Raw genomic sequence first — 24,252 nt, forward strand, 5'->3', positions numbered from 1 at the left:
CATGATCACCCAAGCCCTTCCGGCTCCCAAGGTCTCGCGCGCCGTCATCGACGTCGCCCCGGCGATCCTGCTCGGCCTGGTGTGCCTCCTTCTCTGGGAAGGCGCCATCTGGCTGTTCAAGGTCGAGCCCTTCGTGCTTCCCGCCCCATCGGCCATCGCCCTCGTGATGGTCGATCAATACCAGTCGCTGGCGGCGGCAGCGCTCGTCACGGCCGAAGAGATCCTCATTGGCTTCGCGCTCTCGGCCGTTACGGGCGTGCTCGTCGCCGTCGTCATCGCGCGTTTCGAGACCTTTGGTCGGGCGCTCTATCCGCTGATCGTGCTCTTCCAGAATGTGCCGAAAGTAGCCTTGGCGCCGATCTTCATCCTGTGGTTCGGCTATGACCTCGCGCCCAAGGTGCTGCTCATCGTGGTGATCGCCTTCTTCCCGGTGGCGATCGGCATGCTGTCGGGCCTGCAGTCGGTCGATCCTTCGCTGGTCTCGCTGATGCGCTCGGTGGGCGCCGGCCCCGGCACCATCCTCAAGCGAGTGCGCCTGCCGCATGCCTTGCCGCAGCTCATGGCAGGCCTCAAGGTGGCGGTCACGCTCTCCGTCATCGGCGCCATTGTCGGCGAATTCGCCGGCGCCTCGGCGGGCCTCGGCTATATCATCCAATTCGCTTCCACCCAGCTCGAGACGGCGCTCGTCTTCGCGGCGATCCTCGTCGTCTCGGTCCTGGGCCTTGCCTTCTACTATGTGGTGGAACTGGCCGAACGGCTTCTCATCCCGTGGGCGCCGAAATTCGACGACCCGGGCAACAGATGATTGGAGGACAGAGATGACGATGAGGCTCAGACTGACACTCGCGACGATCATGCTGCTCGCCGCCACCGTCGCGGCCAGGGCCGCCGATGAGGTGAGCATCCAGCTCGACTGGGTGGTGCGCGGCAATCATGCGATGTTCTTCGTCGCCAGGGACAAGGGCTATTTCGAGGATAATGGCATCGAGGTGACGGCGATCCGCAAGGGTACGGGTTCGGTCGACGCACTGCGCCTCGTCGGCGCCGGCAATGCCGATTTCGGTTTCGGCGACCTGCCGACGCTGGCGATCGCGCGCTCGCAATCCGTGCCGGTCGTGGCGCTTGCCGCCGTCAATCAGCGCAGCCCCATGGGCATGATCGCGCTCGCCAAGACCAAGACCCTGTCCAAGCCCCAAGACCTCAAGGGCCTCGATGTCGGCGTGCACACCGCGGGATCGACCTATGTCTTCCTGCGCGCCTTCCTGGCCGCCAACGGCATGAGCGAGGACGACATCAAGAAGAGCACAGTCGCGCCGCCTTACGAGAATTATCTGCTTCTCGGCCGTGTCGCGGCCGTGCCCGGCTATATCGACGCCGAAGTGCCGGAGCTCGAGGCGAAAGCCGGCGGTCCCGGCTCGTTGTCCATCATCATGGGCGCCGACTGGGGCTACAATGTCTATGGCTCCGGCCTCTTCACCTCGGAAGCGCTCGCCAAGGACAAGCCCGACCTCGTCGAACGCTTCACCGCCGCCTATCTCAAGGCCTTCGCCGATGTCATCGCCAATCCGGGCGAGGCCGCCGATATCGTGATCAAGGCCAATCCCGAATATGCGGCGAAGCGCGACATCCTGGTGAAGCAGCTAGAGGCCGACATCAAATCGACCTTCTTCAGCGCCGAGACGGCCAAGGACGGGATCGGCGCGATGACGCTCGACACCTGGACGGCGACGGCCAAGGTCTTGCGCGATCAAGGCGTGATGAAGAAGGATATCGATCTCGAGGCCGCCTTTTCCAATCGCTTCATCCTCGCCGCCAAGCCTTTGAAGAAATGACGGTGAACGAAACTCAACCAGCAATGCGAGGCATCACATGATCAAGCTTCTCGGCCGCCAGACATCAGGCAATGTGCAGAAGGTCATCTTCATGCTCGAAGAGACCGGCAAAGCCTATGAGCGCGAGGACTATGGCCGCCAGTTCAACAACACCCAGACACCGGAATACAAGGCGCTCAACCCCACCTCGAAAGTGCCGACCCTCGTCGACGGCAAGGCGGTGATCTGGGAATCGAACACCATCTTGCGCTATCTGGCTTCCGCCTATGCCCCGGCTTTGACCGGCGCCACGCCCGCCGAGCGCACCGAGGTCGAGCGCTGGATGGACTGGGTGCTCGCCGCAGTCAATCCGGGCTATCTCACCGCCTTCAAGGACTCCAAGAAGCCCGCCAATGAGCGCGCGCCCGACTACGATGCGCAGATCAAGGAGCTCGCGGCACAAATGGCGATCCTCGACGCCCATCTCAAAGGCAGATCGTATGTCGCCCTGGAGAAGCTCACCATCGCAGATATCGCGCTCGCCCCCATCCTCAAGCGCTGCCTCGACTTCCCGCTCGAGCGGCCGGCCTTCGCCGAGCTCGATCGCTGGATCAAGGCCATTGGTGAGCGTTCGGCCTTCCAGGTGGCGATCGGCGCCAAAGAGAAGAAGGCCGCCTGATGAAGCATATCGCCGTCATCGGATTGGGGACCATGGGTCCGGGCATCGCCCAGCGCCTGGCGCGGGGCGGCCTCGTGGTGTCCGCCTTCGATATGGAGACGGCGCAGATCGACAAGGCCAAGGCGGCGCTTCCCTTGATCAATGACGTGCTCGACAAGCTCGGCATTGCGCCGAAGCCCGGCGGCGAGGTGCGGTTCGCGGCCTCCCTCGCCGAAGCCGTCAAGGATGCCGATCTTATCATCGAGAATGTGCCGGAGCGGATCGAGGTCAAGGCCGAGGTCTATCGCGCCATCGACAGGCTGATCGGCGCCGAGACACTGGTCGTCTCCGACACGTCCGGCATACCGATCAGCAAGTTGCAGGAGCATCTCTCGAACCCTGAGCGCTTCTGCGGCATGCACTGGTCGAACCCGCCCCACATCATCCCGATGATCGAGGTCATATCAGGCGCCAAGACTGCGCCCGAAACGGCGAAGGCCATCGTCGACCTGATCGAGAGCTTGGGGCTTCTCCCCGTCGTCATCAACAAGGATGTGGCGGGCTTCGTCGAGAACCGCATCCTCTACGCCTTGCTGCGCGAGGCTATCGATCTCGTCGAGGAAGGCGTCATCGCGCCCGAGGCGCTCGATACCTGCGTGTCCTGGGGCATCGGTTACAAGCTCAGCGTCATCGGGCCGATGGCGCTGCTCGATGTGGCGGGGCTCGACATCTATCATTCGGTGGCGAGCTTCCTCAATCAGGAGCTGTCGACGCGCGCCGATATCGCCCCCTTCATCACTAAGCGGGTCCAGGAGAAGCGCCTCGGCCTCAAGACCGGCAGCGGTGTCTATGCCTATACGCCCGAGCGCGGCAAGGAGCTGGCGGCTGAGCGGGCCCGCAAGCTCGTGGCGGTGCGCCGGGCGCTGGAGGAGAAGGACGGCAAATGACGCTTCAGCGGCAAGCGAGCCTGTCTGTCCCGCTCACGCAAGTGAGGTCGGCGGGCTTGCCGTCGGCCGGCGTCACGACGCTGCGGGTTTCCCAGCTCTTCCCGGCAAGGCCGCACCAGGTCATTTGCACCGCCATGCGGTCACCGGTCTCATTGAGGAGATACAGCGCCCCGCTCTTGGGATCGCGCCAGAAGCTCACGCTGATCCTGGCGCCGGGTGCGGCGCGCCCGAGCTCGGCCGAATACCAGTGTGCAAGCGATACCGAGCAGCTGATCTCGCTTTGGGCCGCGTTGCGCGCGACGAACGGGGTTTCGATAAGCCCTTCGCTGCCGCGCCCGGCGGCGAGAGCCGTGGGCGCCGCAAGGCCGAGAGCGAGAATGAGACACGGGAGAAATTTTGCAGACATGGCGAGGTTCGGAATGTGACCGGCACTTTACATGGCTGCCGCCTGCAAGTGAATGGACGATAATCAAATTTAATAACACAGACGGAGGAGACATCATGCGTGCATATTGGAAGAGATCTTTCACGGCCCTGACGATGCTGGCCCTTCTCGGCACGGCGAGCCTCGCCGCCGAAGTGAAGACCATCGCCATCCTCGCTCCCGAGCAAGGCAATGACTATGGCTGGAACCAGCAAGGTGTCGATGCCGCCAAGGCCGTGGGCGAGAAGGCCGGCATCAAGGTGCTGGTCGCCGAGGGCCTGGGCTATGGCGATGTGCGCCCCACCTTGCGCGAGCTCGCCGGCGAAGGCGCCAATCTCCTGATCGCCCATGCCAGCGGCTACAATACCGCAGCACCCGAGATCGGCGCCGAGCTCAATGTGCCGGTGGCGATCGTCGACATGCCGGATGCGAAGAAGGCCGGCAAGGTCGCCGACTACACGCTGAGCGGCCATGAAGGCGCCTATCTCGCCGGCAGGCTCGCCGCCAAGATGAGCCGCAGCGGCACGGTCGGGATCGTGGTGTCGGGCGAGCCGCCGTCATGGAACTCGCAGTCCGCCGCCTTCGCGCAAGGGGCCAAGGCCGAAAAGGAAGGCATCAAGATCCTCTATGCGGTGATCGGGCCTGCCGCCTATGCCGATGCGGCCGGCGGCAAGCGGGTGACCGAGACCGTGATCGCGGCTGGCGCCGACATCATTTTCGGACAAGGCAACGGTTCGAGCTTCGGCATGCTGCAGGCGGTCGAGACCACCAAGGCGGCTGATGGCGGCAAGGTCTATTTCATCGACGTCATCGGCGACAAGACGCCGATCAACAAGGGCTTCCTCCTGTCGTCGGTCTTGTGGAACCTCGAGCCCGTCTATGGTGCGATGATCGCCGACCTCAAGGCCGACACTTTCGGCACCAAGAACTACTCGATCCAGCTTGCTGACGACTCCGTCAAGCTGCTCAAGACGCCGGACATCACCGATGCCGTGTGGGGCGAGATCGAAGCGATCCGCGGCGACATCGTGTCGGGCAAGATCAAGGTCGAGCCGATCTGGGACGCGGCGAAAGTCCATGAACTCGTGAACACCGTCAAGTAAGCCGGAATTGCGCCGGCCGGCATCAGCCTGGCCGGCGCTGCTTTTATCGTGACGGCCAAGACCACATCGACACCCACGGCTGCGACTTCCGGTCCCGCGGCCGGGAAGCCCGTCGTCGAACTCGTCAATATCTCCAAGAGCTTCCCCGGCGTGATCGCCAATGACAATGTGAACCTCTCCTTGTGGCCAGGCGAAGTTCACGTGCTTCTGGGCGAGAACGGCGCCGGCAAATCTACACTCATCGCCCTTCTGTCGGGCCTGCAGCAGCCGGATGACGGCCACATCCTGATCGCCGGCGAGAGGCAGACGATCGTCTCGCCGCGCGCCGCTCTCGGCCTCGGCATCGGCACGGTGTTCCAGCACAATATGCTGGTGCCGAGTCTGACCGTTGGCGAAAACCTGTTGCTCGGCGGTGCCTGGTGGCAGAGACCGGGCCTTGCCGGCCTGACCCAAAGCCTCGCCGATCTCAAGGCGGATTTCGGCCTCGACGTCGCGCTCGATGCGCGCGCCGGCGACCTCTCGCTCGGCGAGCAGCAGCAGGTCGAGATCGCCCGCGCTCTCTTGCACAAGAGCCGGGTCCTCATTCTCGACGAAGCCACGTCGATGATGACGCCCAAGGGCATCGAGGACCTGGGCGCCATGATGCGCAAGCTCGTCGCTTCAGGCCTCGCCATCGTCTTCATCACCCACAAGCTCGACGAGGCTTTGCGCTTCGGCGACCGCATCACCATCCTGAGGCGCGGCCGCAAGATCGCGAGCCTTGCGCCTGAGCGCCTCAAAGCCATGGACCGGGGAGAAGCGCGCGATGAGATCATCAAGGCCATGTTCGCGCGCCAGGACGAGAAGAGTGACAGCCCGGCGCCCGTCGTGCGAGCACCAATCGAGGCGAATAACGATCTCGAGATCCAGGGCCTCAGCGTAACGCCTGAACCCGGGATCCCGGGGCTTCACGGCATCGATCTCACCATCCGCTCGGGCGAGATCCTCGGTATTGCCGGCATCGACGGCAATGGCCAGAAGCAATTGGCGGAAGCGATCGCCGGCCAGCGTCCCCTGGCGTCGGGCGCCATCCGTCTCGGGGGCGAGCCCGTCGAGCATCTGCCGGCCGGCCTGCGCCATCGGCTGGGCCTGCGCTATCTCACCGATGACCGCCTGTCCGAGGCAACCGTCGCCTCTTTCCCCTTGAGCCTCAACCTGCTCCTCAAGACGATCGGTGCCGAGCCTTTCTGGCGGCGCGGCATCGAGCAGAAAGACAAGATCGACGCCTATGCCGAGCGCCAGGTCGAGCGCTATGACATAAGGACACCCGGCATTCACACGCCGATCGGCAAATTGTCGGGCGGCAATATCCAGAAGGCGCTGCTGGCGCGCGAGCTTGCCGGCGACGCACGGGTCATGATCTTCAACAAGCCGACCTATGGCCTCGATTTCCAGAATATCGCCTTGTCGCGCGCGCGTATCCGCGAGACGGCCGGGAAAGGCCTTGCCGTCCTCCTGATCTCGACCGAGCTCGACGAGTTGCTCGAGCTCTCCGACCGCATCGCGGTCATGGTGGGCGGACATATCGCCGGCATTGTCGAGAACGGACCGGAGGCGCGCTGGGCGATCGGCAATCTCATGGTGGGCAAGGCGGCATGATGGATGAGATGCAAGCCGTGAGCCCTCCACAACTGACGAAGCCGCGCTTCGCTCTTGACGCCTGGACGAGCCTCGCCGTGGTGACGCTGGGGCCGATCCTCGCCGCCTTCGTCCTCTGCGCCTTGGCGCTCATTGTCGCGGGCTACGATCCCCTCGCCTATTATCTCTATGTCGTCGAGCGCGGCGTGTTCTCAGGCCAGGGCCTGCAGCAGACACTGACCCGCATGGCGCCGCTCCTCCTCCATGCGGCGAGCCTCATCATCGCCTTCCGGGCCGGTATCTGGAATCTGGGCGGCGACGGACAATTCCTGCTCGGCGCCGTGATCGCCGCCGCGCTGGCGCCCGCTCTCATCACCGTGATGCCCGATTGGATCACGCTCATCGTCTGCATGCTGGTCGCCATGCTGGTCGGGGCGGCCTGGACACTGATCCCCGCTTTGCTGCGCGCCTATCAAGGGGTGAATGAGATCATCACCACCTTGATGATGACCTTTCTCGGCACGTCCTTCGCCAATGTCCTGGTAAAGCTCGTTTTCCTCGATCCCGGCACCACGGTTCCGCAGACGCGCACCTTGCCGGTCGACGATCGGCTACCCTGGCTCTATGGCACGACGATCTCGAGCGGGCTCCTCATCGGCCTTGCGGCAGTCATCGCCGTCCATGTCGTCATGACGCGCACCGCTTTCGGCCTCAGATTGCGCGTGGTGGGCGCCAATGCCAAGGCGGCACTCCATGCCGGCCTTGCGGTCCCGTTGCTGACCGTCGTGGTCTTCGCACTGTCGGGCGCTCTTGCCGGGCTCGGCGGCGCGGTCGACATCCTGGGCGTCTTCGGCAATGTGCGCGCCGACTGGAATCCGGCCTATGCGCTCGCCGTCGTGCCGCTCGTCTTCCTGGCCCGCTTCAATGGTTATGCGGCCATCGCCTTCGTCTTCTTTTATGCGGTGCTCGAGATCGGCGGCGAAAGTGCGGCGCGCCGCATCGGCGTGCCGCAGCATTTCACCCTGATCCTCGTCGCCACCATGTTCATCCTGCTGGCGCTCGCCGAATGGCTGGATCAGCGGCGGCGCGCCAAGGGCAAGGGCTGAGCCATGGAAGCACTCCTCACCACCGCCTTCCTCACGGCCCTCATCTCGGGCGCGGTCACCGCCGGCATGCCCCTCCTCCTTGCCGGGCTCGGCGAGCAGATGTCGGAAAAGGCGGGTGTCCTCAATGTCGGCATCGAAGGCATGATGCTCGCCGGCGCCTTTGCCGGATTCTTCGTCGCCTATTCGACCGAATCGATCGCCCTCGGCTTCGTCGCCGGCGCCCTTGGCGGCTTTGGGGTTGCGCTCCTCATGGCGCTTCTCTGCGTGCGCCTCGGCCTCAACCAGATCGTCATCGGCATCGGCCTGACGCTCGGCTTCGAGGGCATCACCGCGCTCCTCCATTACAATCTCTTCGGCCGTACCTATCCGCGCCTGCCGGCGGTCGAGACCTTGCGCCTCCCGGGCCTCGCCGACATTCCGGTCATCGGGCCGGCGCTCTTCGACCGGCCGGTCATCGTCTATCTGGCCGTGCTGCTCGTCGTCCTGGCAGCCTTCGCCTATCGCCGCACCAATCTCGGGCTCTATCTGCAGGCGGCCGGCGACAAGCCCGCGGCGCTCGACGTCACCGGAATCGATGTGACGCGCATCCGCACCGCCGCCGTGCTCACGGCCGGCACTCTTGCCGGACTCGGCGGCGCCTTCCTCGCCGAGGTCGGCGCCGGTCTCTTCGTGCCCTTCATGACCAATGGTGCCGGCTTCATCAGCATCGTGCTCGCCATGCTGGCGCGCGGACGGCCCGTCTGGGTGCTGCTCGGCGCTGCGATCTTCGGCGCCTGCCTGTCACTGACCACGGCCTTGCAAGTGGCCGGCGTCAATGTGCCGACCGATGTCATCCAGATGATCCCCTTCGCGGCGGTGATGGCGGTGCTCGTCATCTTCGGCCGCAATGCCCATTTGCCCGCCGCCCTCGGCATTCCCTATGTGCGGGGCGCGCGATGAAGAAACAGTGGAGGAAACGCACATGACCGACACCAAAGTCTATCTGCTCGACGGCGGCTCGCTCGTCCTCGACGGCTTTCATGTCTATTGGAACAAGGGACCGGGCGGCGAGGTCCGCTTTCCCGTCTATTCGATCCTGGTCGAGCACAAGGACGGACGCTTCCTGATCGACAGCGGCTATGACTATGACCATGTGCAGAAGGTACTGCCCTTCGAGAAGCCCATCCAGTCGAAGGACCAGACGATCCCCGGCGCGCTCAAGCTCCTCGGCCTCGAGCCCAAAGATATCGGCATCGTGGTCAATTCGCATTTCCATTTCGACCATGTCGGCGGCAACAAATATTTCCCGCATGCCAAGAAGATCTGCCACAAGGACGAGATCAAGCAGGCAATGACGCCGGAGCCTTTCGAAGTCCTGGGCTATTCGGATCTGAGCTTCTCGGCCGCCGCCGCCGAGGCGCGCAATGCGACGGCGCAGTTGCTCGCCGGAACGACGGTCGCCAATTCGACCTTCGAGGGCATCGAGGGCGACGTGGAGCTCGCGAAAGGCGTCAAGCTCATCTTCACGCCGGGCCATGCGATCGGCCATTACAGCCTGCTGGTCGAGTTCTCCAACCGCAAGCCGATCCTCTTCACCATCGATGCCTCCTATACGAAGAAGAGCCTCGAGATATTGTGCCAGGCTTCATTCCATATCGATCCCCGAGCCGGCGTCACCTCGATGCGGCGTCTGAAGCAGCTCGCCCAGGACCGCGAGGCCGATCTCATGTATTCGCATGATATGGGCGAGTTCCAGTCCTATCGGACGGGCACGCAATTCTACGGTTGAGGAGGCGACCATGGCAGACAAACTCAACTGGCCGGTCTTCACGCTCACTTCGGGCCCGGTCGATGCCTATCCGGCGGTCCTGCGCGGCCTGTCACGCACCGTGTCCTATGACTTCGATCCGGCCTTCCAGCTTTTCTATGAGCAAGTGGCCGCAAAGGCGAAGAAGGCGATGAAGCTCAAGAATGCACCGGTCATCCTCCATGGCGAGCCGGTATTGGGCCTCGAAGCGGCGGCGGCTTCGCTCATCGCACCCGATGACGTCGTGCTCAACCTCGCCTCCGGCGTCTATGGCAAGGGTTTCGGCTATTGGGCCAAGCGCTACTGCGCCGACCTGCATGAAGTGGACGTCCCTTACAATGAGGCCATCGATCCCGCCGATGTCGCGCGTGCCCTGAAGAAGCGGCCGGAGACGCGCATCGTCAGCCTATGCCATCACGATACGCCCTCCGGCACGATCAATCCGGCGGAGGAGATCGGCGCCATCGTCGCCAAGCATGGCGCCTATCTCATCACCGATGCCGTCTCATCGTTCGGCGGCATGCCGATCGATGCCGTGTCGTCCCGTTCCGACATCTTCGTCACCGGGCCCAACAAATGCCTGGGCGGCGTGCCGGGCCTGACGCTGCTCGGGGTGAGCGATCGCGCCTGGAAGAAGATGAAGAAGAACCCGAACGCTCCCCGCGCCTCGATGCTGTCGATCCTGGACTGGGAAGAGGCCCATCGCCACGACCGGCCCTTCCCCTTCACGCCATCCGTTTCCGAGATCAACGGCCTCGATGCGGCGCTCGATGTCTATCTGGAGGAAGGGCCCAAGACGGTGTGGAAGCGGCACGCGCTTACCGCCAAGGCCTGCCGCGCCGGCGTCAAGGCCATGGGACTCGAGCTCTGGGCGGCGCGCGAGGAGATCGCCTCTCCGACCACGACCGCGGTGAAGACGCCTTCCGGCGTCGACGAGGCGAAGCTGCGCGCCGCGGCGCGGTCGCTCTATGGCGTCACCTTCTCCTCCGGGCGCGGCGAGACCTCAGGCAAGCTCACCCGCATCGGCCATATGGGCCCGACGGCACATCCGATCTATTCGGTCGTCGCCATATCGGCGCTGGGCGGCGCGCTCAATGCACTCGGCCGCAAGACCAATACGGGGGCGGGCGTCGAAGCCGTGCTCGCCACCATCGGCAAAAAAATCTAGGGAGAAGATCATGAGCAAGAGACATTCGGGCAAGACCGCCATCGTCACGGGTGCCGCGCAAGGCATCGGCGAGGCCATCGCGCGCCGCCTCGCCGAGGACGGGGCCCGCGTCGTGGTGAGCGATATCAACGTGAAGGGGGCCGAGAAGGTCGCGAAGTCCCTGCCCCATGATGCCTTCGCCGTCACCTGCGATGTGTCCAACCCCGAACAGGTCGCAGCCCTTCATGCCGAGGTCGAGAAGAAAGCGAAGGGCGTCGACATCCTGGTCAACAATGCGGCGATCGTGCCCTTCATCGCCTGGGACGATGTCGACCTCGCCCATTGGCGCAAGCTCATCGACGTCAATCTCACCGGTGTCTTCCTGATGTGCCGGGCGTCCTCCGACCAGATGCGCAAGCTCGGCCGCAAGGGACGGATCATCAACATCGCCTCCAATACCTTCTTCGCCGGCACGCCCAATATGGCGGCCTATGTGGCGGCAAAAGGCGGCGTCATCGGCTTCACCCGAGCGCTCGCCACCGAGCTCGGCAAGCATGGCATCAATGTCAATGCCATCTCGCCCGGCCTCATGGAATCGGACGGCGTGAAAGCGAGCCCGCACAATAACGCCTTCGACTTCGTCGGCATGCTGCAGGCCCTGCCGGGCAAGGGCCAGCCGGTCGAGATCGCCGGTGTCGCGTCCTTCCTCGCCTCCGACGATGCCAAATGGATCACCGGCCAGACCATCAATGTCGATGCCGGCATGGTCAGGTGGTGACCAAGGCTTAAGCGCGGTCTTTCATCTCGCTCGCCAGCTCGCCATAGCCGACGAAGCGGTATTCATAATCGAGGCCGAGGCGCTTCGCCGCGGCCATGGCGCGGCGCGCCAGCTCCTCATCGCGCGTCTGGGCGATATAGACGATCTTCTTGTAATTGCCGAAATACATCGGCAGCAATTCGGGATGCTTGTCGAGCCCCATGCCGGCCCAGATCAGCTTGTCGAAATGGCGCGCCAGGTAATCGGTGAGGAAGAAGGAGGTGAAATCCTCATCCTGCTTCGCCAAGAAGGCGTCATTGCCGGAGAAGAAGGCGTAGCAATGAGGACCCGGAATGCGTTCGACGCCCTCCTCGTCCAGCAGCTTGTCGAGCTGGCCGCCGGTGCCGCAATCGCCATAGAGCACGAAAATCGACTTGTACTTGCCTTTCGCCTCGCGGATCTTGTCGCGGATGGCCGGTACGATGAATTGCGGGGTGTTGTGCCACTTGGCCGGCAGGCAGGCGACGTCGAAGGCTTTCCAGCGGTTGCTCTCGATCAGGTCGACGATCTCGCGCGCCAAAGCGCCGCAGGCGATCAGCAGCACATGGCCCTGGCCGTTCAGGAATTCGAATTCCTCGGAAGGTTTGACATTGACGAAAGTCATGTACCGATCCTTGCTCCGGACACCACGTGGGCCCGGCCGGGGATCACGCAGACGCCGCCATCTGATTGTGCTTGCGCTTCATGAAGTCCTTCGCCGTCTCAACCGCGACCGCGGCATCGCGGCAATAGGCATCAGCGCCGACAGCCTTGGCGAACTCCTCATTGAGAGGCGCGCCACCGACCAGCACAATATAGTCATCGCGCATGCCTTTTTCCTTAAGCGTGTCGATGACCACCTTCATATAGGGCATGGTGGTGGTGAGCAGCGCCGACATGCCGAGGATGTCCGGCTGGTGCTCGGCGATCGCATCGAGGTATTTCTCGACCGGATTGTTGATGCCGATATTGATGACCTCGAAACCGGCCCCTTCCATCATCATGGCGACGAGGTTCTTGCCGATGTCGTGGATGTCGCCCTTGACGGTGCCGATCACCATCTTGCCGAGGCGAGGCGCTCCGGTCTCGGCGAGCAGCGGCCTCAAGATGAACATGCCGGCCTTCATCGCATTGGCGGCGAGCAGCACTTCCGGCACGAACAGGATGCCGTCGCGGAAGTCTATGCCGACGATGCGCATGCCCTCGACCAGGCCCTCGGTCAACACCTTGTAGGGCGTCCAGCCGCGCTCCAGCAGGATATTGACGCCCTCTTCGACCTCTTCCTTGAGGCCGTCATAGAGGTCGTCGTGAATCTGCTGGGTCAGTTCCTCGTCATTCAAGGATCTGAGGTCAAGTTCGCCTTCATCGCTCATAGCTGGTCTCCGGGCATTTCAGCCGCTCTTCTGACGGCTAAAATAGCGCGACGCAAGGGTTATTCCCGATCACCTGCGACGGTGGAAGGCCTGAAACCGACAGGCCTGGAAAGGCTTGGGCGGCAATGCTATGCGGGGCCTCCATCCGCCAGAGTTTTCCATGCCCCAAACCCACTTCCCGATCGAGGCGCTGCGCGCCCAGTTCCCCGCCCTTGCCCTCAAGGACGGCGGTCAACCCCGCATCTATTTCGACAATCCCGCCGGGACCCAGGTGCCGCAAACGGTGATCGACCGCACGATCGAGGCCATGACGGCCAAGAACGCCAATCTCGGCGGCTATTTCGCGACCACGGTGGCGGCGGATGAGCTGGTGAATGAAGCTCATCAGGCCATGGCTGATTTTTACCACGCCCGCTCAGCCCGCGAGATCGTCTTCGGCCAGAATATGACTACGCTGACGCTCCATATGTCGCGCTGCCTTGCGAGGCGCTTCAGTCCCGGCGATGAGATCGTCCTGTCGCGCATGGATCATGACGCCAATGTGGCCCCCTGGCTGCTCCTCGCCGAGGACAAGGGCCTCACCGTGCGCTGGATGGATTTCGATCCCGACACCTATGAATTCGCCGAAGATGCTTTGACCCGGATGCTGAGCCCGAGGACCCGGCTCGTCGCCATGGGCTTTGCCTCCAATTGCACCGGCACGATCAATGACGTGAAGCGTTTCGCCGCCCAGGCGCATGACGCAGGCGCCTTGTTCTATGTCGATGCGGTGCAGCTCGCGCCCCATTGCGGCATCGATGTCCAGGATCTCGGCTGCGATTTCCTCGTCGCCTCGGCCTACAAATTCTTCGGCCCGCATCAGGGCATTTTGTGGGGGCGCGAAGAGCTGCTGAACGAGACCTTCAGCTACAAGGTGCGCCCGGCCGGTGATGACCTGCCGAACAAGTTCGAGACCGGCACGCTCAGCCATGAGGGCATGGCGGGGACGCTCGGCGCCGTCGAATATCTCGCGCGCCATGGCAATGAGCCGGGCGCGTCGGGCAAGACCTATGAGCATATGAGCGCACGGGGAGCCGCGGTCCATCGCGCCTTCGATGTCTTCACCCAATGGGAGCATCATCTGTGCAACCGCCTCATCGCAGGCTTGAGCCCGGTCAAGGGCCTCAAGATCCGCGGCATCACCTCGGCCAATGCCGTGCACCGGCGCGTGCCGACCGTGTCCTTCACGCTCGACGGCATGCGGCCCGAGGCGCTCGCCAAGGAATTCGCCAGGAAGAACATCTTCGTCTGGTCGGGGCACAATTACGCGGTGGAGCCGGTCGCGCGCATGGGCCTCATGGAGCAAGGCGGCGTCTTGCGCGTGGGTCTTGCTCATTACAACAGCGAGGCCGAAGTCGATAGCTTCATCACAGCCCTCGATGAGGTTATTTCACTTCGGAATTAGAACTCGTTCTCAAGCGTTCAAGGGCGTAGAATTATTTACGCCTGTGATCAGCTGGGAACCATCACGTGAGCGATGCCTCGTTTAATGCCCCACTCTCACCTTGGGTGAGGGTATTCACCGGGGTTGCCTTGATCGTCCTGATCGCCGGACCCTTGCTGCTTTTCGCGCCGCAAGTGATCGTCTCCTATTGGCCGTGGGCGATCACACCTTTCAATGCGCGTTTCCTTGGCGCCGTCTATGTCGCCGAGCTCTTCTGTCTCGCTATTCTCTTCACTCACAACCGCTGGTCGCCCGGGCGCGCCGCTTTGGTCGTGGCCTTTGTCTTCACTTTCGTCGTCTCCATCGCCTCGCTCCTCCATCTCACCTCCTTGGCCGGTCCTCGCCGCGTCGCACTGTGGTTCATTCTCTATGTCGGCTATGCGGCGCTGACCTTTGGCGCGCTTCTCCTCTATCGCCGGCTGCCGGCCGTCCCCCCGCTCACCATCAGCGAGCGCCTGGGAAGGATCATGCCGATCGCCGGTGTCCTTCTGGTGCTCTATGGCGCGGCGTTGTTCGTGGTACCCGGCTTCGCGGCAGGCTTCTGGCCCTGGCCCATCGATGCGATGCATGGGCGCATTTACAGCGCTGTGTTCCTGGCGCCTGGAATCGGCCTGCTCCTGCTCGCGCGCTCGGCAGCCAGAGAAGAATGTCTCGTGGGCGGCGTGTTCATGGCGGGCCTCGGGCTTTTCGCCGTCCTCTCGCTCATCCTCGCCCATGTGCAGACGGGCCGCGCCAGCTTCCTGAGCCCCGGGACTTGGGTCTGGCTTGCGCTCTTTGCCGTGATTGGCGTGCTGGGGGCTTTACTGATCAGGGCGTCGCGGGAGAAAGCTTGAGAATCTGACCGTCTTCCTCATCGGTCACCACATAGAGCGCGCCGTCGGGCCCTTGCGCCACGTCGCGAATGCGCACGCCCAGATCGTGCAGGAGGCGCTCCTCATGGGCGACCTTGTTGCCATTCAGCTCGAGCCGCACGAGGGCCGTCGCCCGAAGTCCGCCGACGAAGAGATTGCCCTTCCATTGCGGGAAGAGGTCGGCGGTATAGAAAGCCATGCCGGAGGGTGCGATCACCGGCGTCCATTGATAGATCGGCTGCTCCATGCCCCGCATTTTCGTCTTGCCACTACCGACCGGCGAACCGGAATAATTCACGCCATAGGAGATGACCGGCCAGCCATAGTTCTTGCCAGGCTCGGGGATGTTGATCTCATCGCCGCCGCGCGGCCCGTGCTCGATCTCCCAGAGCGCGCCGGTCGCGGGATTGATCGCCGCGGCTTGCACGTTGCGATGGCCATAGGACCAGACTTCCGGCAAGGCGCCCGGCTTGTCGGCGAAGGGATTGTCGGACGGCACTTGGCCCTCCTCGGTGAGGCGGACGATCTTGCCCAGATGCGAGTTGAGTTCCTGTGCCTGGCCGCGGGTTTTGGCATTGGAGCGCTCTCCCAGGGTCACGAACAGATGGCCATTGCCGTCGAAGACCAAACGGCTGCCGAAATGCGCGGTGCTGCGGAGCTTGGGCTTCTGCGAGAAGATCACCCTGACTTCGAGGAGCGAAGTATTGTCCTCGCTCAGCCGGCCGCGCGCCACGGCGGTCGAATTGCCGCCTGGGCCCGCTTCCGCATAGCTCCAATAGATGAGCCGGTTGCGGGCAAAATTCGGATGCACCGCGACGTCGAGCAGCCCGCCCTGCCCGCGCGAATCGACATCGGGAACACCATTGAGCGGCTCACCCAGGCCACCCGCCTTCGTGACGATGCGCATCTTGCCTTCGCGTTCGGTGACAATCATGTTTCCGTCTGGCAGGAAATCGATCGCCCAGGGATGAGACAGGCCTTCGGCTATCGACTGGACGGAGATTTTGCCCTTCTCGGTGTCGAAAGTCTCGGCCAGCGCAATCCGGCTCGCGCTCAGGACCAGAAACACAGCCAATAGGATTCGCATTCATCTCTCCAAAAAGACGGCAAGTCTTAGGAAAAGATGATGAGCCCGGCAAGGTTCCCGGATACACTTGAATGTGACGTCAGCTTTTCGCGAGATAGGTCGCGAGCTGTTTGAGGCTCTTCTCGCAGCGCTCGGCGATCTCGTCGACATCCTTCTCGGTGACGATGAGCGGCGGCGAGAAGCCGAGCGTATCGCCCATGCACCGGCCGATCAGGCCGTTCTCATAGGCGATCTGGTCGAAGGTCAATCCCGCCTGCAGGGCGGGATCGAAAGGCGTGCGGCTTTCCCTGTCGGCCACGATCTCGATGCCGAGCATGAGACCGGCGCCGCGCACATCGCCGATGATCGGGAATTTCTTCGCCAGCGCATCGAAATGTTCGCGCAGCCTGGCCCCCATCTTGCGCACGTGCGCTACGACGTCCATCTCCTCATAAATCTTGATGGCTTCCAGCGCCACCGCGACACCGACCGGATGACCGGAATTGGTGAAGCCATGGCCGAAGGAGCCGCCCTGCTTGTTGAACTCATTGACCGCATCATAGATCTCAGGCGCCAGCACCACAGCCGAGATCGGGAAATAGGACGAGGACAGGCCCTTGGCCAAGGCCATCATGTCGGGCGTGAAGCCGACCGTCTCCTTGCCGAACCAATTGCCGGTGCGGCCGAAACCGCAGACGATCTCGTCATCGAGACAGAGTATGTCGTATTTCTTCAGGACCCTCTGGATCTTGGCGAAATAGGATTTCGGCGGGACGATGATGCCGCCACCGGCATTGATCGGCTCGGCGATGAAGGCGGCAATCGAGTCCGGCCCTTCGCGCAAGATCAGCTTCTCGAGCTCGGCCGCGAGCCGATCGGCGAACGCATCATCGCTCTCACCGTCAAGCTTGCCGCGATAGGTATCGGGACAGAGCGTGTGGATGAAGCCCGGAAGCGGCAGGCCGAATTCGCGATGCATGAAGGTGAGGCCGCACATCGAGGCGGCGGCGATCGTCGAGCCGTGGAAGGCGCGGTCGCGCGCAATCACCTTGCGCTTGGTCGGCTTGCCCCTCACCGTGTGATAGACCCAGGCGAGCTTCACCATGGTCTCATTGGCTTCCGAGCCCGACGTGGCGAAATAGGCCTTGCCACCCTTCATGCCGGTGAGCGCCAGAAGCTTTTCGGCAAGATCCGTCGCCGGCCCATGGGTGCGGTTGAAGAAGGTATGGTAGAAGCCGAGCTCATTATATTGCCGGTTGGCGGCGGCGGCGAGCCGCGCATTGTTGAAGCCGAGCGAGGCGCACCACAGGCCCGCCATGGCGTCGATATAAGACTTGCCGGCATCGTCGAACACACGGATGCCTTCGCCCCGCGTCACGACCAGCGGTCCCTTCTCCTCGAAGCGCTTGGGATTCGTCTGCGAATGCAGATGGCTCGCCACATCGCGGCCGGCGACCGAGTTCGGTTTGAAATGCTGGTTCATGGCTGTTGCCTTTCGAATATGAGAAGATGATCGGGATCGAGCGCGGCGCGCGTCCGAGCTCCGGGACTTAATCGAACGAAACCAGGAAGGCTCGCCATGAGCACGCCGCCCTCCCAATCGAGCGTCACATGGGTCGCGGGTCCGACCGGCTGCACCAGCCTGACGGTCGCCGGGATGCCGGCCTCGCCGAGCCGCACATGCTCCGGCCTTATGCCGAGCTCGACCTTTGTGCCGGGCTTCAGGCGACGTGAGAGCGGGATGGTGATGGAGCCGATCTTGACGCTTCCGGCATCGGTGATCTCGCCTGGCGCCAGTTCGATGCGCGGACTGCCGATGAAAGTCGCGACATAACGCGTCGCGGGCCGCGCATAGATCTCCTCCGGCGTGCCCAGTTGCTCGATCCGGCCCAGATTCATCACGGCGATGCGGTCGGAGATCGACATCGCCTCTTCCTGATCATGGGTGACGAAGATCGAAGTAACGCCGAGACGCTGATGCAATTCCTTCACCTCGGCGCGCATCTTCATGCGCAGGCCGGCATCGAGATTGGAAAAAGGCTCGTCGAACAGAAAGGTCTTGGGCTCGCGCACCAGCGCCCGGCCGATGGCGACGCGCTGCTGCTGTCCGCCCGAAAGCTGCGACGGCAGGCGATCGAGCATGGTCGAAAGCTCGAGCGCCGCCGCGACCTTCTTGACGCGCGTCTTGATCTCCTGCGGGTCGAGTCCGCGCATCTTCAAGGTGAAGCCGATATTGCGTGCGACCGTCATATGCGGATAGAGCGCATAATTCTGGAACACCATGGCGACGTCGCGCTCGACGGGCGAGAGATCATTGACGCGCTTGCCATTCATCAGGATGTCGCCGGAGGTCACGTCTTCGAGGCCGGCGATCATATTGAGCGTCGTCGTCTTGCCGCAGCCCGAAGCGCCGAGGAGCGTCACGAATTCGCCCTCGGCAATGGTGAGATTGACGTCCTTGCAGGCCGCATAGGGGCCGAACAGCTTCGAGACATTCTTGAGTTCGATGGCAGGCACTGTGGGCTTCACCCTTTCATCATGCCGTCCGCAAAACCGCGGATGATCTGGTTGCGAAACAGGACGGCGAGCAGGATGACCGGTGCTACGCTGATAACGGCCGCCGCCATCATCTGCCCGAACACGGTCTGATACTGGCCGGCGAAGTTGGCGATCACCAAAGGCACCGTCTGCGCCTGTTGGCGCGTCAGGATGAGCGCGAAGAAGAACTCGTTCCAGGCCTCGACGAAGGCGAAGACCGCGGCGGCACTCAGGGGTGGCAGCGAGATCGGCAAGACGATGTGCCAGAAAGTAGCGAAGGTGCCGGCGCCATCGATGGCGGCGGCCTTCTCGATGCCGGCCGGAATGCCTAGAAAGAACCCCCGCAGGATCCAGATCACGATTGGCAGGTTGAAGGAAAGATAGACGCTGCCGAGCGAGAGCACATTGTCGATGAGGCCCAAACGGCTGATCACGATAAAGAGCGGTATGGCGATGGCGATGCCGGGCAGCATCTGGGTAGCGAGGATCAGGAAGGAAATGGCATCGGCGCGCGGCACGCTGAGGCGTGCCAGCGCATAGGCCGCCGGCGCGCCCAGCGCCAGAGCGAGCGCGGTCGAGAAGAGCGCGACGATCAGGGAATTGACGATGCCGCGCCCGAGTGCCGCCGCGGCCCCGATGACGGTCGAAAAATTCTCGAATGTGAAGTTCACAAGTGAAAGATCGGGCGGTTGCGCAATGAGCGCCTTCTGCTCGAGCAGGCTCGACAAAACGAGCCACAGGACCGGCGCCGCCGACCACAGCACGAACAAAGCGAGGCCGAGCGCGATGAAGGCCTGGCGCAAAGGGCCGCCATGCTGAAGCCTGGCGAAGCTCATCGGGCACCCCGCGGCTCGCGCGGCCAGAGCAGCCAGACATAAAGGGCGGCGAGCAGGAAGGTCAGCGCAAAAATGATGTTGGCGATGGCCGAGCCGTAGCCCAGATCGAGGAAATTGAAGGTGACACGGTAGGCGAGAAAATTGAGAAGCACGGTCGCGTCCGCAGGTCCGCCTCGTGTCAGCACGAAGACCAGATCGAAGACGCGCAACGACCAGATCGTCTGCAGCACGACGGCGATGGCGCTCACGCCGCGCATCGTCGGCAGCGTGATATTGAGGAAGCTCTGCCAGGGACCTGCGCCATCCATATAGGCGGCGCGATAGAGCGATTGCGGCACGCGCTGGAGGCCGGCCAGCATCAGCAGCGCCACGAAAGGCACCGACTTCCAGACATCGACGATCAGGAGGAAATTCAAAGCCGAGAAAGGCGTCCCGAGCCAGACCTGATAATTGTCGATCAGGCCCATCGACGTGAGAAGCCCGTTGAGGACCCCGTAATTGGCGTTGAGGATCCATTTCCACAAGACGGCATTGGCGACGGGGGCGATCGCCCAGGGCACGATCAGCAGGATGCGGTAGAGACCCGAACGGCCCAGCGGATGATTGAGAAGCAAGGCGACGCCGAGGCTGATCAGCGTCACCAGCACCACTTCCATGAAAGAGAAATAGGCGGTGTTGAGCGCCGCCTTCCAGAACACGGCATCGCCGAAGAGGCGCTGGAAATTGCCAAGGCCGACCCATTCCTGCAGCACTTCGCCGCCGGCAAGCTGCACGCGCTGCAAGGCGAGCAGGATCGAAGCGACGATCGGATAGAAGAGGATCACCACCAGCACGAGCAAGGCCGGCGCGACGAAGAACAATCCCGTCCTTCGCCGCTTTTCTTCGAATGTGGTCGTCGTCACGGCTGCCCCCGCGCGCGCATACGCAAGTTTCGCGCTCAGCCGCGCCGCTTGACGATGGCGGTCACCGCCTCAGACGCATCGGCGATGGCCTGGGCCGCCGTCTTGTTGCCCTGCAGCGCCTTCTGCACCTCGGTGCCGACCGCGACCGTCACCTGGTTGTAGTCGGCGGTGACGAAGCTGTCATAGGGATGCTTCGCCTGGTCGAGCACGACCGCCGCGTTGGGCGCCTTGGCCTGCACTTCGGGATCGGCCAGCACCGAGAGGCGGATCGGCAGCCAGCCGGTGTCCAGCACCTGGCGCTTCTGCACCTCGGCATCGAGATAGAACTCGATGAGCTTCTGCGCCTTCTCCTGGTTCTTGCTCGCCTTGGTAATGGTCCAGGCATCGGTGCCGTCAATCGAGGCGCTGCCCTTGGGTCCTGCCGGCAGCACGGCGCTCGCCAGCTTGCCGACGATCTGCGATTGCTTGGGATCGCTGCCGGCATTCCACATGAAGGGCCAGTTCATCATCATCCCGGCGCGGCCGGCCAGAAGAACATTGGTCGCGTCATTGATGCCGGCATAGGAAATGGAACCAGGATCGGTCGAGGGCATGAGATCGACCATCATCTGCAACGCGGCCACACCTTCATCGCTCTTGAACACCGGCAGGCCGTCCTCGCCATACATCTTGCCGCCGGCCTGCTGCAGGAACACCATCCAGTAGCTCGCCGTGCCGCCGATACCGGCCGGATCGCCGTAATTCAGCACGAAGCCGAAGCGGCCGTCCTTCGTCAGTTCCTTGGCGCAGGCCTTGAGCTCGTCCCAGCTCTTGGGCGGCTCCTTGAAACCCGCCTGCTCCAGCTGCTCCTTGTTGTAGAAGAGTGTGAGGAGCGAGAGCGTGAAGACGGCGCCATAGCGCTTGCCGTCGATCGTGGTGGTGGCGAAGCTCGAAGGCGGCAGGTCGTCGACCAGGGCCTTCGGCAGACTGTCGGCATAGGGCGTCAGGAAGGACTGGAATTCCGGCACCCAGCCGCAATTGTAGGTGATATCCCAGGGAGCGGCGCCCGAGGCGAAGGCCGTCGCCATGCGGTCATGGAGCTGCGGCCAGGCCAGCATCTCGTAGGAGACGGTGGCGCCATTGTCGGCCTGCCATTTGGCGAAAGCCTCCTCCGAAAATTTGGCGGCGCCCGGCGGTGCCGGATCGGGCGGCAGCGGCGAGAAGACATTGAGCGTTGCCGACTGCGCCCGGGCCTGGCTCGCCAGGAAACCCGGCAGTGCCGCTGCGGCGCCGGCCATGGCTCCCGCTTTCAGGACATGCCGGCGGCTGAAATTATGGACCATCTGAACCTCCCTGTTCTCTTTGTTGGCGAATAAGGTTTGACGCCTCGGCGAAGGGCTGTCAATAATTATTCAGTCATTCTGACTTACTAATTAAATTGCCTTGCAGGAAAAAGACTTATGCTGACCGCCACCAATGTTGTGAAAGCCAAGCTCATCAATCTGTGGGTGGTCTTCGACACGATCCGGATGAATAGCGGGATTTCCCGATCGGGCATCGCGGATCAGACCGGCTTGTCGAAGCAGGCGAGCTCCGATCTGGTGGACGAGCTGATCGCCTTGCAGTTCGTTGAGGAAACGAAGGTGGCCAAGCGGCGCGTCGGCAAGCCGCCGACACCGCTCGGCATCAATCCCAATGGCGCCTATTCGCTCGGCTTCCATGTCGATGTCGGGCAGATGTCCGCCATCGCCGTCAATCTCGCGGGCGAGGTGCTGCATCGCGAGGACCGCCCGCTCGATGATCTCGAGCCCCAGCATGCGGTGATCGAGCTCGAGCGCGCGGCGAAGACGCTGATGGCGGCGACCGAAATCCCGCAGGACCACTTCCTGGGGATCGGGCTCGCAACACCCGGTCCTTTCGCAGTCAAGGGCCTGAGCCCGCCGCGTCTGCCGGGCTGGGACGGCCTCGCTCTGCGCGGCCTGCTGCATGACGCGACCGGCCTTCCCGTATCGCTCGCCAATGACGGCCAATGCGCCATCGTCGCCGAATGGCGGTTCGGCGAGGCGGCGCGGCGCCTCACCAATTTCGTCTATGTCTATTTCGGCATCGGCGTCGGCAGCGGCGTCATGATCCACAGTGCCGCCTTTGGCGGGGCCGCCGGCAATGCCGGCGAGATCGGCCATATCACGGTCGTGCCCAACGGCCATGACTGCATCTGCGGCAAGCGCGGCTGCCTCGAAACCTATGTGTCGGTCGACTCCGCCTTGCGCCATCTCGCGGCCAAGGGCATCGAGATCGAAACCATGGCTGAATTCGCAACCCGCCTCGGTCCGAACGATCCTCTGATCGAGGACTGGATCGGGGCCGGCATCGAGCCCTTGCGCAACGGCCTCAATGCCATCGAGAACATGCTCGATCCGCAATCGATCATGATCGGCGGCAATGCGCCGGACTGGCTGATCGACACGTTCATGGCGCGGGTCGAGCCTCTGCTCCCTTCCGTCGGCCGGGTGGAGCGCACCTTGCCGCGCATCATGAAGAGCGGCCTCCGCGCCGATGCCGTCGCGCGCGGCGCCGCCGTCCTGCCTCTCCTCGCCACGCTCAACCCGCTCTATCGCGAGCTCAATCCTTATGTGTGAGCCGACGGATTCCCGATAGCGCGTCCGTCTTCCTCGCAGCGGGAGGGCGGCATGGGCATAGAAAATCCGACTGAAACCGTGATCGGCATATTGGACATGATCGATGAGGTCCGCGGCAAGGTGGCGGACACGCCTCTGGCGGCTTTCCCCTGGCGGCCGCTTTCACCGGCCGCGGCAGATGACGTTGTCGAGCTCTCGCATGACGCGATGGTATACTGCGATGACCTCATCGAAGCGGTGATCGTGGTCACCGTCGTGTCCATGCTGATCGCCGCACGGGAAGGCCTGGCTTGAGGGCCGCTTCAGACGGCCTGCGGACTATAGACGACCACCGAAAGGTCTCCCGCCAGGCCCTTCGGTTGCAGGGGAGCATAGGTGAGGTCGATCATGCCGAGCTTGGGATGACGCATCCGTTTGACGCGCAGTCTTGGCGCATCGACCTCGCCGGCACTCCATAGCGCGGCAAAATCCGCGCTGTCGCAGCTGAGCTTGCGCGTCAGGGCTTCGAGCTCTTCGGCGCCCGCATAGCGCGCCGTGTCGGCGCGGAACTGGGCGACCGAGGAGGCGGCGAGGCAGCTCCACTCGACGAACAGCCGCCGCCAATCCGGCCAGAGGAAGATCATCCGCAAGATATTGCGATCGGCGGGCGCAACCGACGCGAAATCCCCGAGCATCTCCTTGGCCGGCTCATTCCAGGCGAGCACGTCCCAGCGTCCGTTCAGGACGTAAGCTGGCTGGTGTAGGCCTTCCGTCCACGCTTTCAGCGCCTGCGGCACGGCATGAGAAAAACGCCTGCCCCACCGGGCGGATGCCTCGGGCCTCGCCAGCATCATCAAATGGCCTCGCTCGCTCTCGCTGAGCAAGAGCGCATCGGCCAGATGCTCCAGCACTTCGCTCGACGGCTTGATCTCGCGTCCCTGCTCCAGCCAGGTGTACCAGGTCGGGCTGATGCCCGCCCGCTGCGCCACCTCCTCGCGCAAGAGACCGCGGGCGCGCCGGTGCCGCGCGGGACGCATGCCGATTTTTTCGGGCGCGATCGCCGCGCGCCTGGCTTTCAGGAAAAGCGCCAGCTCGGCGCGGCGCTGAAGGTCGGGATCGGCCATGGCGAGGGTGGTAGTGCCAATACCAGCATCACTACTGGTCTGGCTCGCTTCGACGCTGTCGCTAGTTTCGTGGGGCACTGCAACCAT

General features: G+C 63.3%; 25 protein-coding genes. 15 read left to right on the plus strand and 10 right to left on the minus strand.

Annotation, left to right across the window (positions count from 1 at the left end; all coding sequences use genetic code 11):
* The first annotated feature begins 1 nt into the window (after position 1).
* Genes DS839_RS21445 through fhmpcd1 form a run of 4 tightly spaced genes read left to right on the plus strand, consistent with a single transcriptional unit; the run spans position 2 to position 3,416 of the window.
* On the plus strand, positions 2 to 805 hold the full coding sequence (locus DS839_RS21445; RefSeq protein ID WP_119272519.1) for an ABC transporter permease: 804 nt from the start codon (positions 2 to 4) through the stop codon (positions 803 to 805).
* A gap of 13 nt (positions 806 to 818) precedes the next feature.
* Positions 819 to 1,832, plus strand: a complete 1,014-nt coding sequence (locus DS839_RS21450; RefSeq protein WP_119272520.1) for an ABC transporter substrate-binding protein — start codon at positions 819 to 821, stop codon at positions 1,830 to 1,832.
* 37 nt (positions 1,833 to 1,869) lie between these two features.
* On the plus strand, positions 1,870 to 2,490 hold the full coding sequence (locus DS839_RS21455) for a glutathione S-transferase family protein (RefSeq protein WP_119272521.1): 621 nt from the start codon (positions 1,870 to 1,872) through the stop codon (positions 2,488 to 2,490).
* Complete coding sequence (fhmpcd1, locus tag DS839_RS21460) at positions 2,490 to 3,416, plus strand: 5-formyl-3-hydroxy-2-methylpyridine 4-carboxylate 5-dehydrogenase (protein WP_368911821.1); 927 nt, start codon at positions 2,490 to 2,492, stop codon at positions 3,414 to 3,416. Before DS839_RS21455 ends, fhmpcd1 begins: the two co-directional genes overlap by 1 nt.
* 4 nt (positions 3,417 to 3,420) lie before the next feature.
* Here fhmpcd1 and DS839_RS21465 read toward each other — a convergent pair whose 3' ends face one another.
* Positions 3,421 to 3,822 carry a hypothetical protein gene (locus DS839_RS21465; protein ID WP_119272523.1) on the minus strand — a complete coding sequence of 134 codons (402 nt, stop codon included), beginning with the start codon at positions 3,820 to 3,822 and terminating at the stop codon, positions 3,421 to 3,423.
* Between the two features lie 95 nt (positions 3,823 to 3,917).
* On the opposite strand from DS839_RS21465, the gene DS839_RS21470 reads away from it, so the two are divergent.
* The 7 genes from DS839_RS21470 to pldH are packed head-to-tail and all read left to right on the plus strand — an operon-like array spanning position 3,918 to position 11,377.
* On the plus strand, positions 3,918 to 4,943 hold the full coding sequence (locus tag DS839_RS21470) for a putative B6 ABC transporter substrate-binding protein (protein WP_119272524.1): 1,026 nt from the start codon (positions 3,918 to 3,920) through the stop codon (positions 4,941 to 4,943).
* 48 nt (positions 4,944 to 4,991) lie between these two features.
* Entirely contained in the window at positions 4,992 to 6,581 is a 1,590-nt protein-coding gene (locus DS839_RS21475) for a putative B6 ABC transporter ATP-binding protein (RefSeq protein ID WP_119272525.1), read from the plus strand.
* Between the two features lie 8 nt (positions 6,582 to 6,589).
* Positions 6,590 to 7,666, plus strand: coding sequence for a putative B6 ABC transporter permease subunit 2 (locus tag DS839_RS21480; protein WP_368911835.1), 1,077 nt, complete (start codon positions 6,590 to 6,592; stop codon positions 7,664 to 7,666).
* Between the two features lie 3 nt (positions 7,667 to 7,669).
* Positions 7,670 to 8,605, plus strand: a complete 936-nt coding sequence (locus DS839_RS21485) for a putative B6 ABC transporter permease subunit 1 (protein WP_119272527.1) — start codon at positions 7,670 to 7,672, stop codon at positions 8,603 to 8,605.
* Between the two features lie 22 nt (positions 8,606 to 8,627).
* On the plus strand, positions 8,628 to 9,434 hold the full coding sequence (gene pldA / locus DS839_RS21490) for a 4-pyridoxolactonase (protein WP_119272528.1): 807 nt from the start codon (positions 8,628 to 8,630) through the stop codon (positions 9,432 to 9,434).
* A gap of 10 nt (positions 9,435 to 9,444) precedes the next feature.
* A complete protein-coding gene (ppaT, locus tag DS839_RS21495; protein WP_119272529.1) occupies positions 9,445 to 10,620 on the plus strand; it encodes a pyridoxamine--pyruvate transaminase in 1,176 nt (391 codons plus the stop codon).
* Between the two features lie 10 nt (positions 10,621 to 10,630).
* Positions 10,631 to 11,377 carry a pyridoxal 4-dehydrogenase, SDR-type gene (gene pldH / locus DS839_RS21500; protein ID WP_119272530.1) on the plus strand — a complete coding sequence of 249 codons (747 nt, stop codon included), beginning with the start codon at positions 10,631 to 10,633 and terminating at the stop codon, positions 11,375 to 11,377.
* A 7-nt stretch (positions 11,378 to 11,384) separates the two neighbouring features.
* Here pldH and DS839_RS21505 read toward each other — a convergent pair whose 3' ends face one another.
* Both DS839_RS21505 and DS839_RS21510 read right to left on the minus strand, forming a co-directional pair.
* On the minus strand, positions 11,385 to 12,020 hold the full coding sequence (locus tag DS839_RS21505; RefSeq protein ID WP_119272531.1) for a DUF1638 domain-containing protein: 636 nt from the start codon (positions 12,018 to 12,020) through the stop codon (positions 11,385 to 11,387).
* A gap of 43 nt (positions 12,021 to 12,063) precedes the next feature.
* Positions 12,064 to 12,768: a corrinoid protein gene (locus tag DS839_RS21510; RefSeq protein WP_119272532.1), complete on the minus strand. Its 705-nt coding sequence runs from the start codon at positions 12,766 to 12,768 to the stop codon at positions 12,064 to 12,066.
* Positions 12,769 to 12,928: 160 nt separating this feature from the next.
* Between DS839_RS21510 and DS839_RS21515 the strand changes: the two genes are divergently transcribed.
* A complete protein-coding gene (locus tag DS839_RS21515; protein ID WP_119272699.1) occupies positions 12,929 to 14,212 on the plus strand; it encodes a cysteine desulfurase-like protein in 1,284 nt (427 codons plus the stop codon).
* Positions 14,213 to 14,340: 128 nt separating this feature from the next.
* A complete protein-coding gene (locus DS839_RS21520; RefSeq protein WP_119272533.1) occupies positions 14,341 to 15,084 on the plus strand; it encodes a hypothetical protein in 744 nt (247 codons plus the stop codon).
* On the opposite strand, the gene DS839_RS21525 is transcribed toward DS839_RS21520, so the two are convergent.
* The 6 genes from DS839_RS21525 to DS839_RS21550 form a co-directional block, all read right to left on the minus strand.
* Entirely contained in the window at positions 15,059 to 16,189 is a 1,131-nt protein-coding gene (locus tag DS839_RS21525; RefSeq protein ID WP_119272534.1) for a PQQ-dependent sugar dehydrogenase, read from the minus strand. The genes DS839_RS21520 and DS839_RS21525 overlap by 26 nt on opposite strands.
* Before the next feature lie 79 nt (positions 16,190 to 16,268).
* Positions 16,269 to 17,651 carry an aminotransferase gene (locus tag DS839_RS21530; protein ID WP_119272535.1) on the minus strand — a complete coding sequence of 461 codons (1,383 nt, stop codon included), beginning with the start codon at positions 17,649 to 17,651 and terminating at the stop codon, positions 16,269 to 16,271.
* Positions 17,648 to 18,685 (minus strand): ABC transporter ATP-binding protein, encoded by a 1,038-nt coding sequence (locus DS839_RS21535; protein WP_119272700.1) that lies wholly within the window; start codon positions 18,683 to 18,685, stop codon positions 17,648 to 17,650. The genes DS839_RS21530 and DS839_RS21535 overlap by 4 nt, the downstream gene beginning before the upstream one ends.
* Before the next feature lie 8 nt (positions 18,686 to 18,693).
* Complete coding sequence (locus tag DS839_RS21540) at positions 18,694 to 19,542, minus strand: carbohydrate ABC transporter permease (protein WP_119272536.1); 849 nt, start codon at positions 19,540 to 19,542, stop codon at positions 18,694 to 18,696.
* Positions 19,539 to 20,444: a carbohydrate ABC transporter permease gene (locus DS839_RS21545; RefSeq protein ID WP_119272537.1), complete on the minus strand. Its 906-nt coding sequence runs from the start codon at positions 20,442 to 20,444 to the stop codon at positions 19,539 to 19,541. The genes DS839_RS21540 and DS839_RS21545 overlap by 4 nt, the downstream gene beginning before the upstream one ends.
* A 35-nt stretch (positions 20,445 to 20,479) precedes the next feature.
* A complete protein-coding gene (locus tag DS839_RS21550; protein ID WP_119272538.1) occupies positions 20,480 to 21,766 on the minus strand; it encodes an ABC transporter substrate-binding protein in 1,287 nt (428 codons plus the stop codon).
* A gap of 117 nt (positions 21,767 to 21,883) precedes the next feature.
* Between DS839_RS21550 and DS839_RS21555 the strand changes: the two genes are divergently transcribed.
* Both DS839_RS21555 and DS839_RS21560 read left to right on the plus strand, forming a co-directional pair.
* On the plus strand, positions 21,884 to 23,062 hold the full coding sequence (locus DS839_RS21555) for an ROK family transcriptional regulator (protein WP_119272539.1): 1,179 nt from the start codon (positions 21,884 to 21,886) through the stop codon (positions 23,060 to 23,062).
* A gap of 51 nt (positions 23,063 to 23,113) precedes the next feature.
* Positions 23,114 to 23,356, plus strand: a complete 243-nt coding sequence (locus DS839_RS21560; RefSeq protein ID WP_119272540.1) for a hypothetical protein — start codon at positions 23,114 to 23,116, stop codon at positions 23,354 to 23,356.
* An 8-nt stretch (positions 23,357 to 23,364) separates the two neighbouring features.
* Here DS839_RS21560 and DS839_RS21565 read toward each other — a convergent pair whose 3' ends face one another.
* Complete coding sequence (locus DS839_RS21565) at positions 23,365 to 24,252, minus strand: helix-turn-helix transcriptional regulator (protein ID WP_162918714.1); 888 nt, start codon at positions 24,250 to 24,252, stop codon at positions 23,365 to 23,367.

Source organism: Taklimakanibacter deserti (genome assembly GCA_003574785.1).

Coding starts and splice junctions, on each gene's coding strand:
- DS839_RS21445 (WP_119272519.1), top strand. CDS start 2: ATGATCACCCAAGCCCTTCCGGCTCCCAAGGTCTCGCGCGCCGTCATC.
- DS839_RS21450 (WP_119272520.1), top strand. CDS start 819: ATGACGATGAGGCTCAGACTGACACTCGCGACGATCATGCTGCTCGCC.
- DS839_RS21455 (WP_119272521.1), top strand. CDS start 1,870: ATGATCAAGCTTCTCGGCCGCCAGACATCAGGCAATGTGCAGAAGGTC.
- fhmpcd1 (WP_368911821.1), top strand. CDS start 2,490: ATGAAGCATATCGCCGTCATCGGATTGGGGACCATGGGTCCGGGCATC.
- DS839_RS21465 (WP_119272523.1), bottom strand. CDS start 3,822: ATGTCTGCAAAATTTCTCCCGTGTCTCATTCTCGCTCTCGGCCTTGCG.
- DS839_RS21470 (WP_119272524.1), top strand. CDS start 3,918: ATGCGTGCATATTGGAAGAGATCTTTCACGGCCCTGACGATGCTGGCC.
- DS839_RS21480 (WP_368911835.1), top strand. CDS start 6,590: ATGCAAGCCGTGAGCCCTCCACAACTGACGAAGCCGCGCTTCGCTCTT.
- DS839_RS21485 (WP_119272527.1), top strand. CDS start 7,670: ATGGAAGCACTCCTCACCACCGCCTTCCTCACGGCCCTCATCTCGGGC.
- pldA (WP_119272528.1), top strand. CDS start 8,628: ATGACCGACACCAAAGTCTATCTGCTCGACGGCGGCTCGCTCGTCCTC.
- ppaT (WP_119272529.1), top strand. CDS start 9,445: ATGGCAGACAAACTCAACTGGCCGGTCTTCACGCTCACTTCGGGCCCG.
- pldH (WP_119272530.1), top strand. CDS start 10,631: ATGAGCAAGAGACATTCGGGCAAGACCGCCATCGTCACGGGTGCCGCG.
- DS839_RS21505 (WP_119272531.1), bottom strand. CDS start 12,020: ATGACTTTCGTCAATGTCAAACCTTCCGAGGAATTCGAATTCCTGAAC.
- DS839_RS21510 (WP_119272532.1), bottom strand. CDS start 12,768: ATGAGCGATGAAGGCGAACTTGACCTCAGATCCTTGAATGACGAGGAA.
- DS839_RS21515 (WP_119272699.1), top strand. CDS start 12,929: ATGCCCCAAACCCACTTCCCGATCGAGGCGCTGCGCGCCCAGTTCCCC.
- DS839_RS21525 (WP_119272534.1), bottom strand. CDS start 16,189: ATGCGAATCCTATTGGCTGTGTTTCTGGTCCTGAGCGCGAGCCGGATT.
- DS839_RS21530 (WP_119272535.1), bottom strand. CDS start 17,651: ATGAACCAGCATTTCAAACCGAACTCGGTCGCCGGCCGCGATGTGGCG.
- DS839_RS21540 (WP_119272536.1), bottom strand. CDS start 19,542: ATGAGCTTCGCCAGGCTTCAGCATGGCGGCCCTTTGCGCCAGGCCTTC.
- DS839_RS21550 (WP_119272538.1), bottom strand. CDS start 21,766: ATGGTCCATAATTTCAGCCGCCGGCATGTCCTGAAAGCGGGAGCCATG.
- DS839_RS21555 (WP_119272539.1), top strand. CDS start 21,884: ATGCTGACCGCCACCAATGTTGTGAAAGCCAAGCTCATCAATCTGTGG.
- DS839_RS21560 (WP_119272540.1), top strand. CDS start 23,114: ATGGGCATAGAAAATCCGACTGAAACCGTGATCGGCATATTGGACATG.
- DS839_RS21565 (WP_162918714.1), bottom strand. CDS start 24,252: ATGGTTGCAGTGCCCCACGAAACTAGCGACAGCGTCGAAGCGAGCCAG.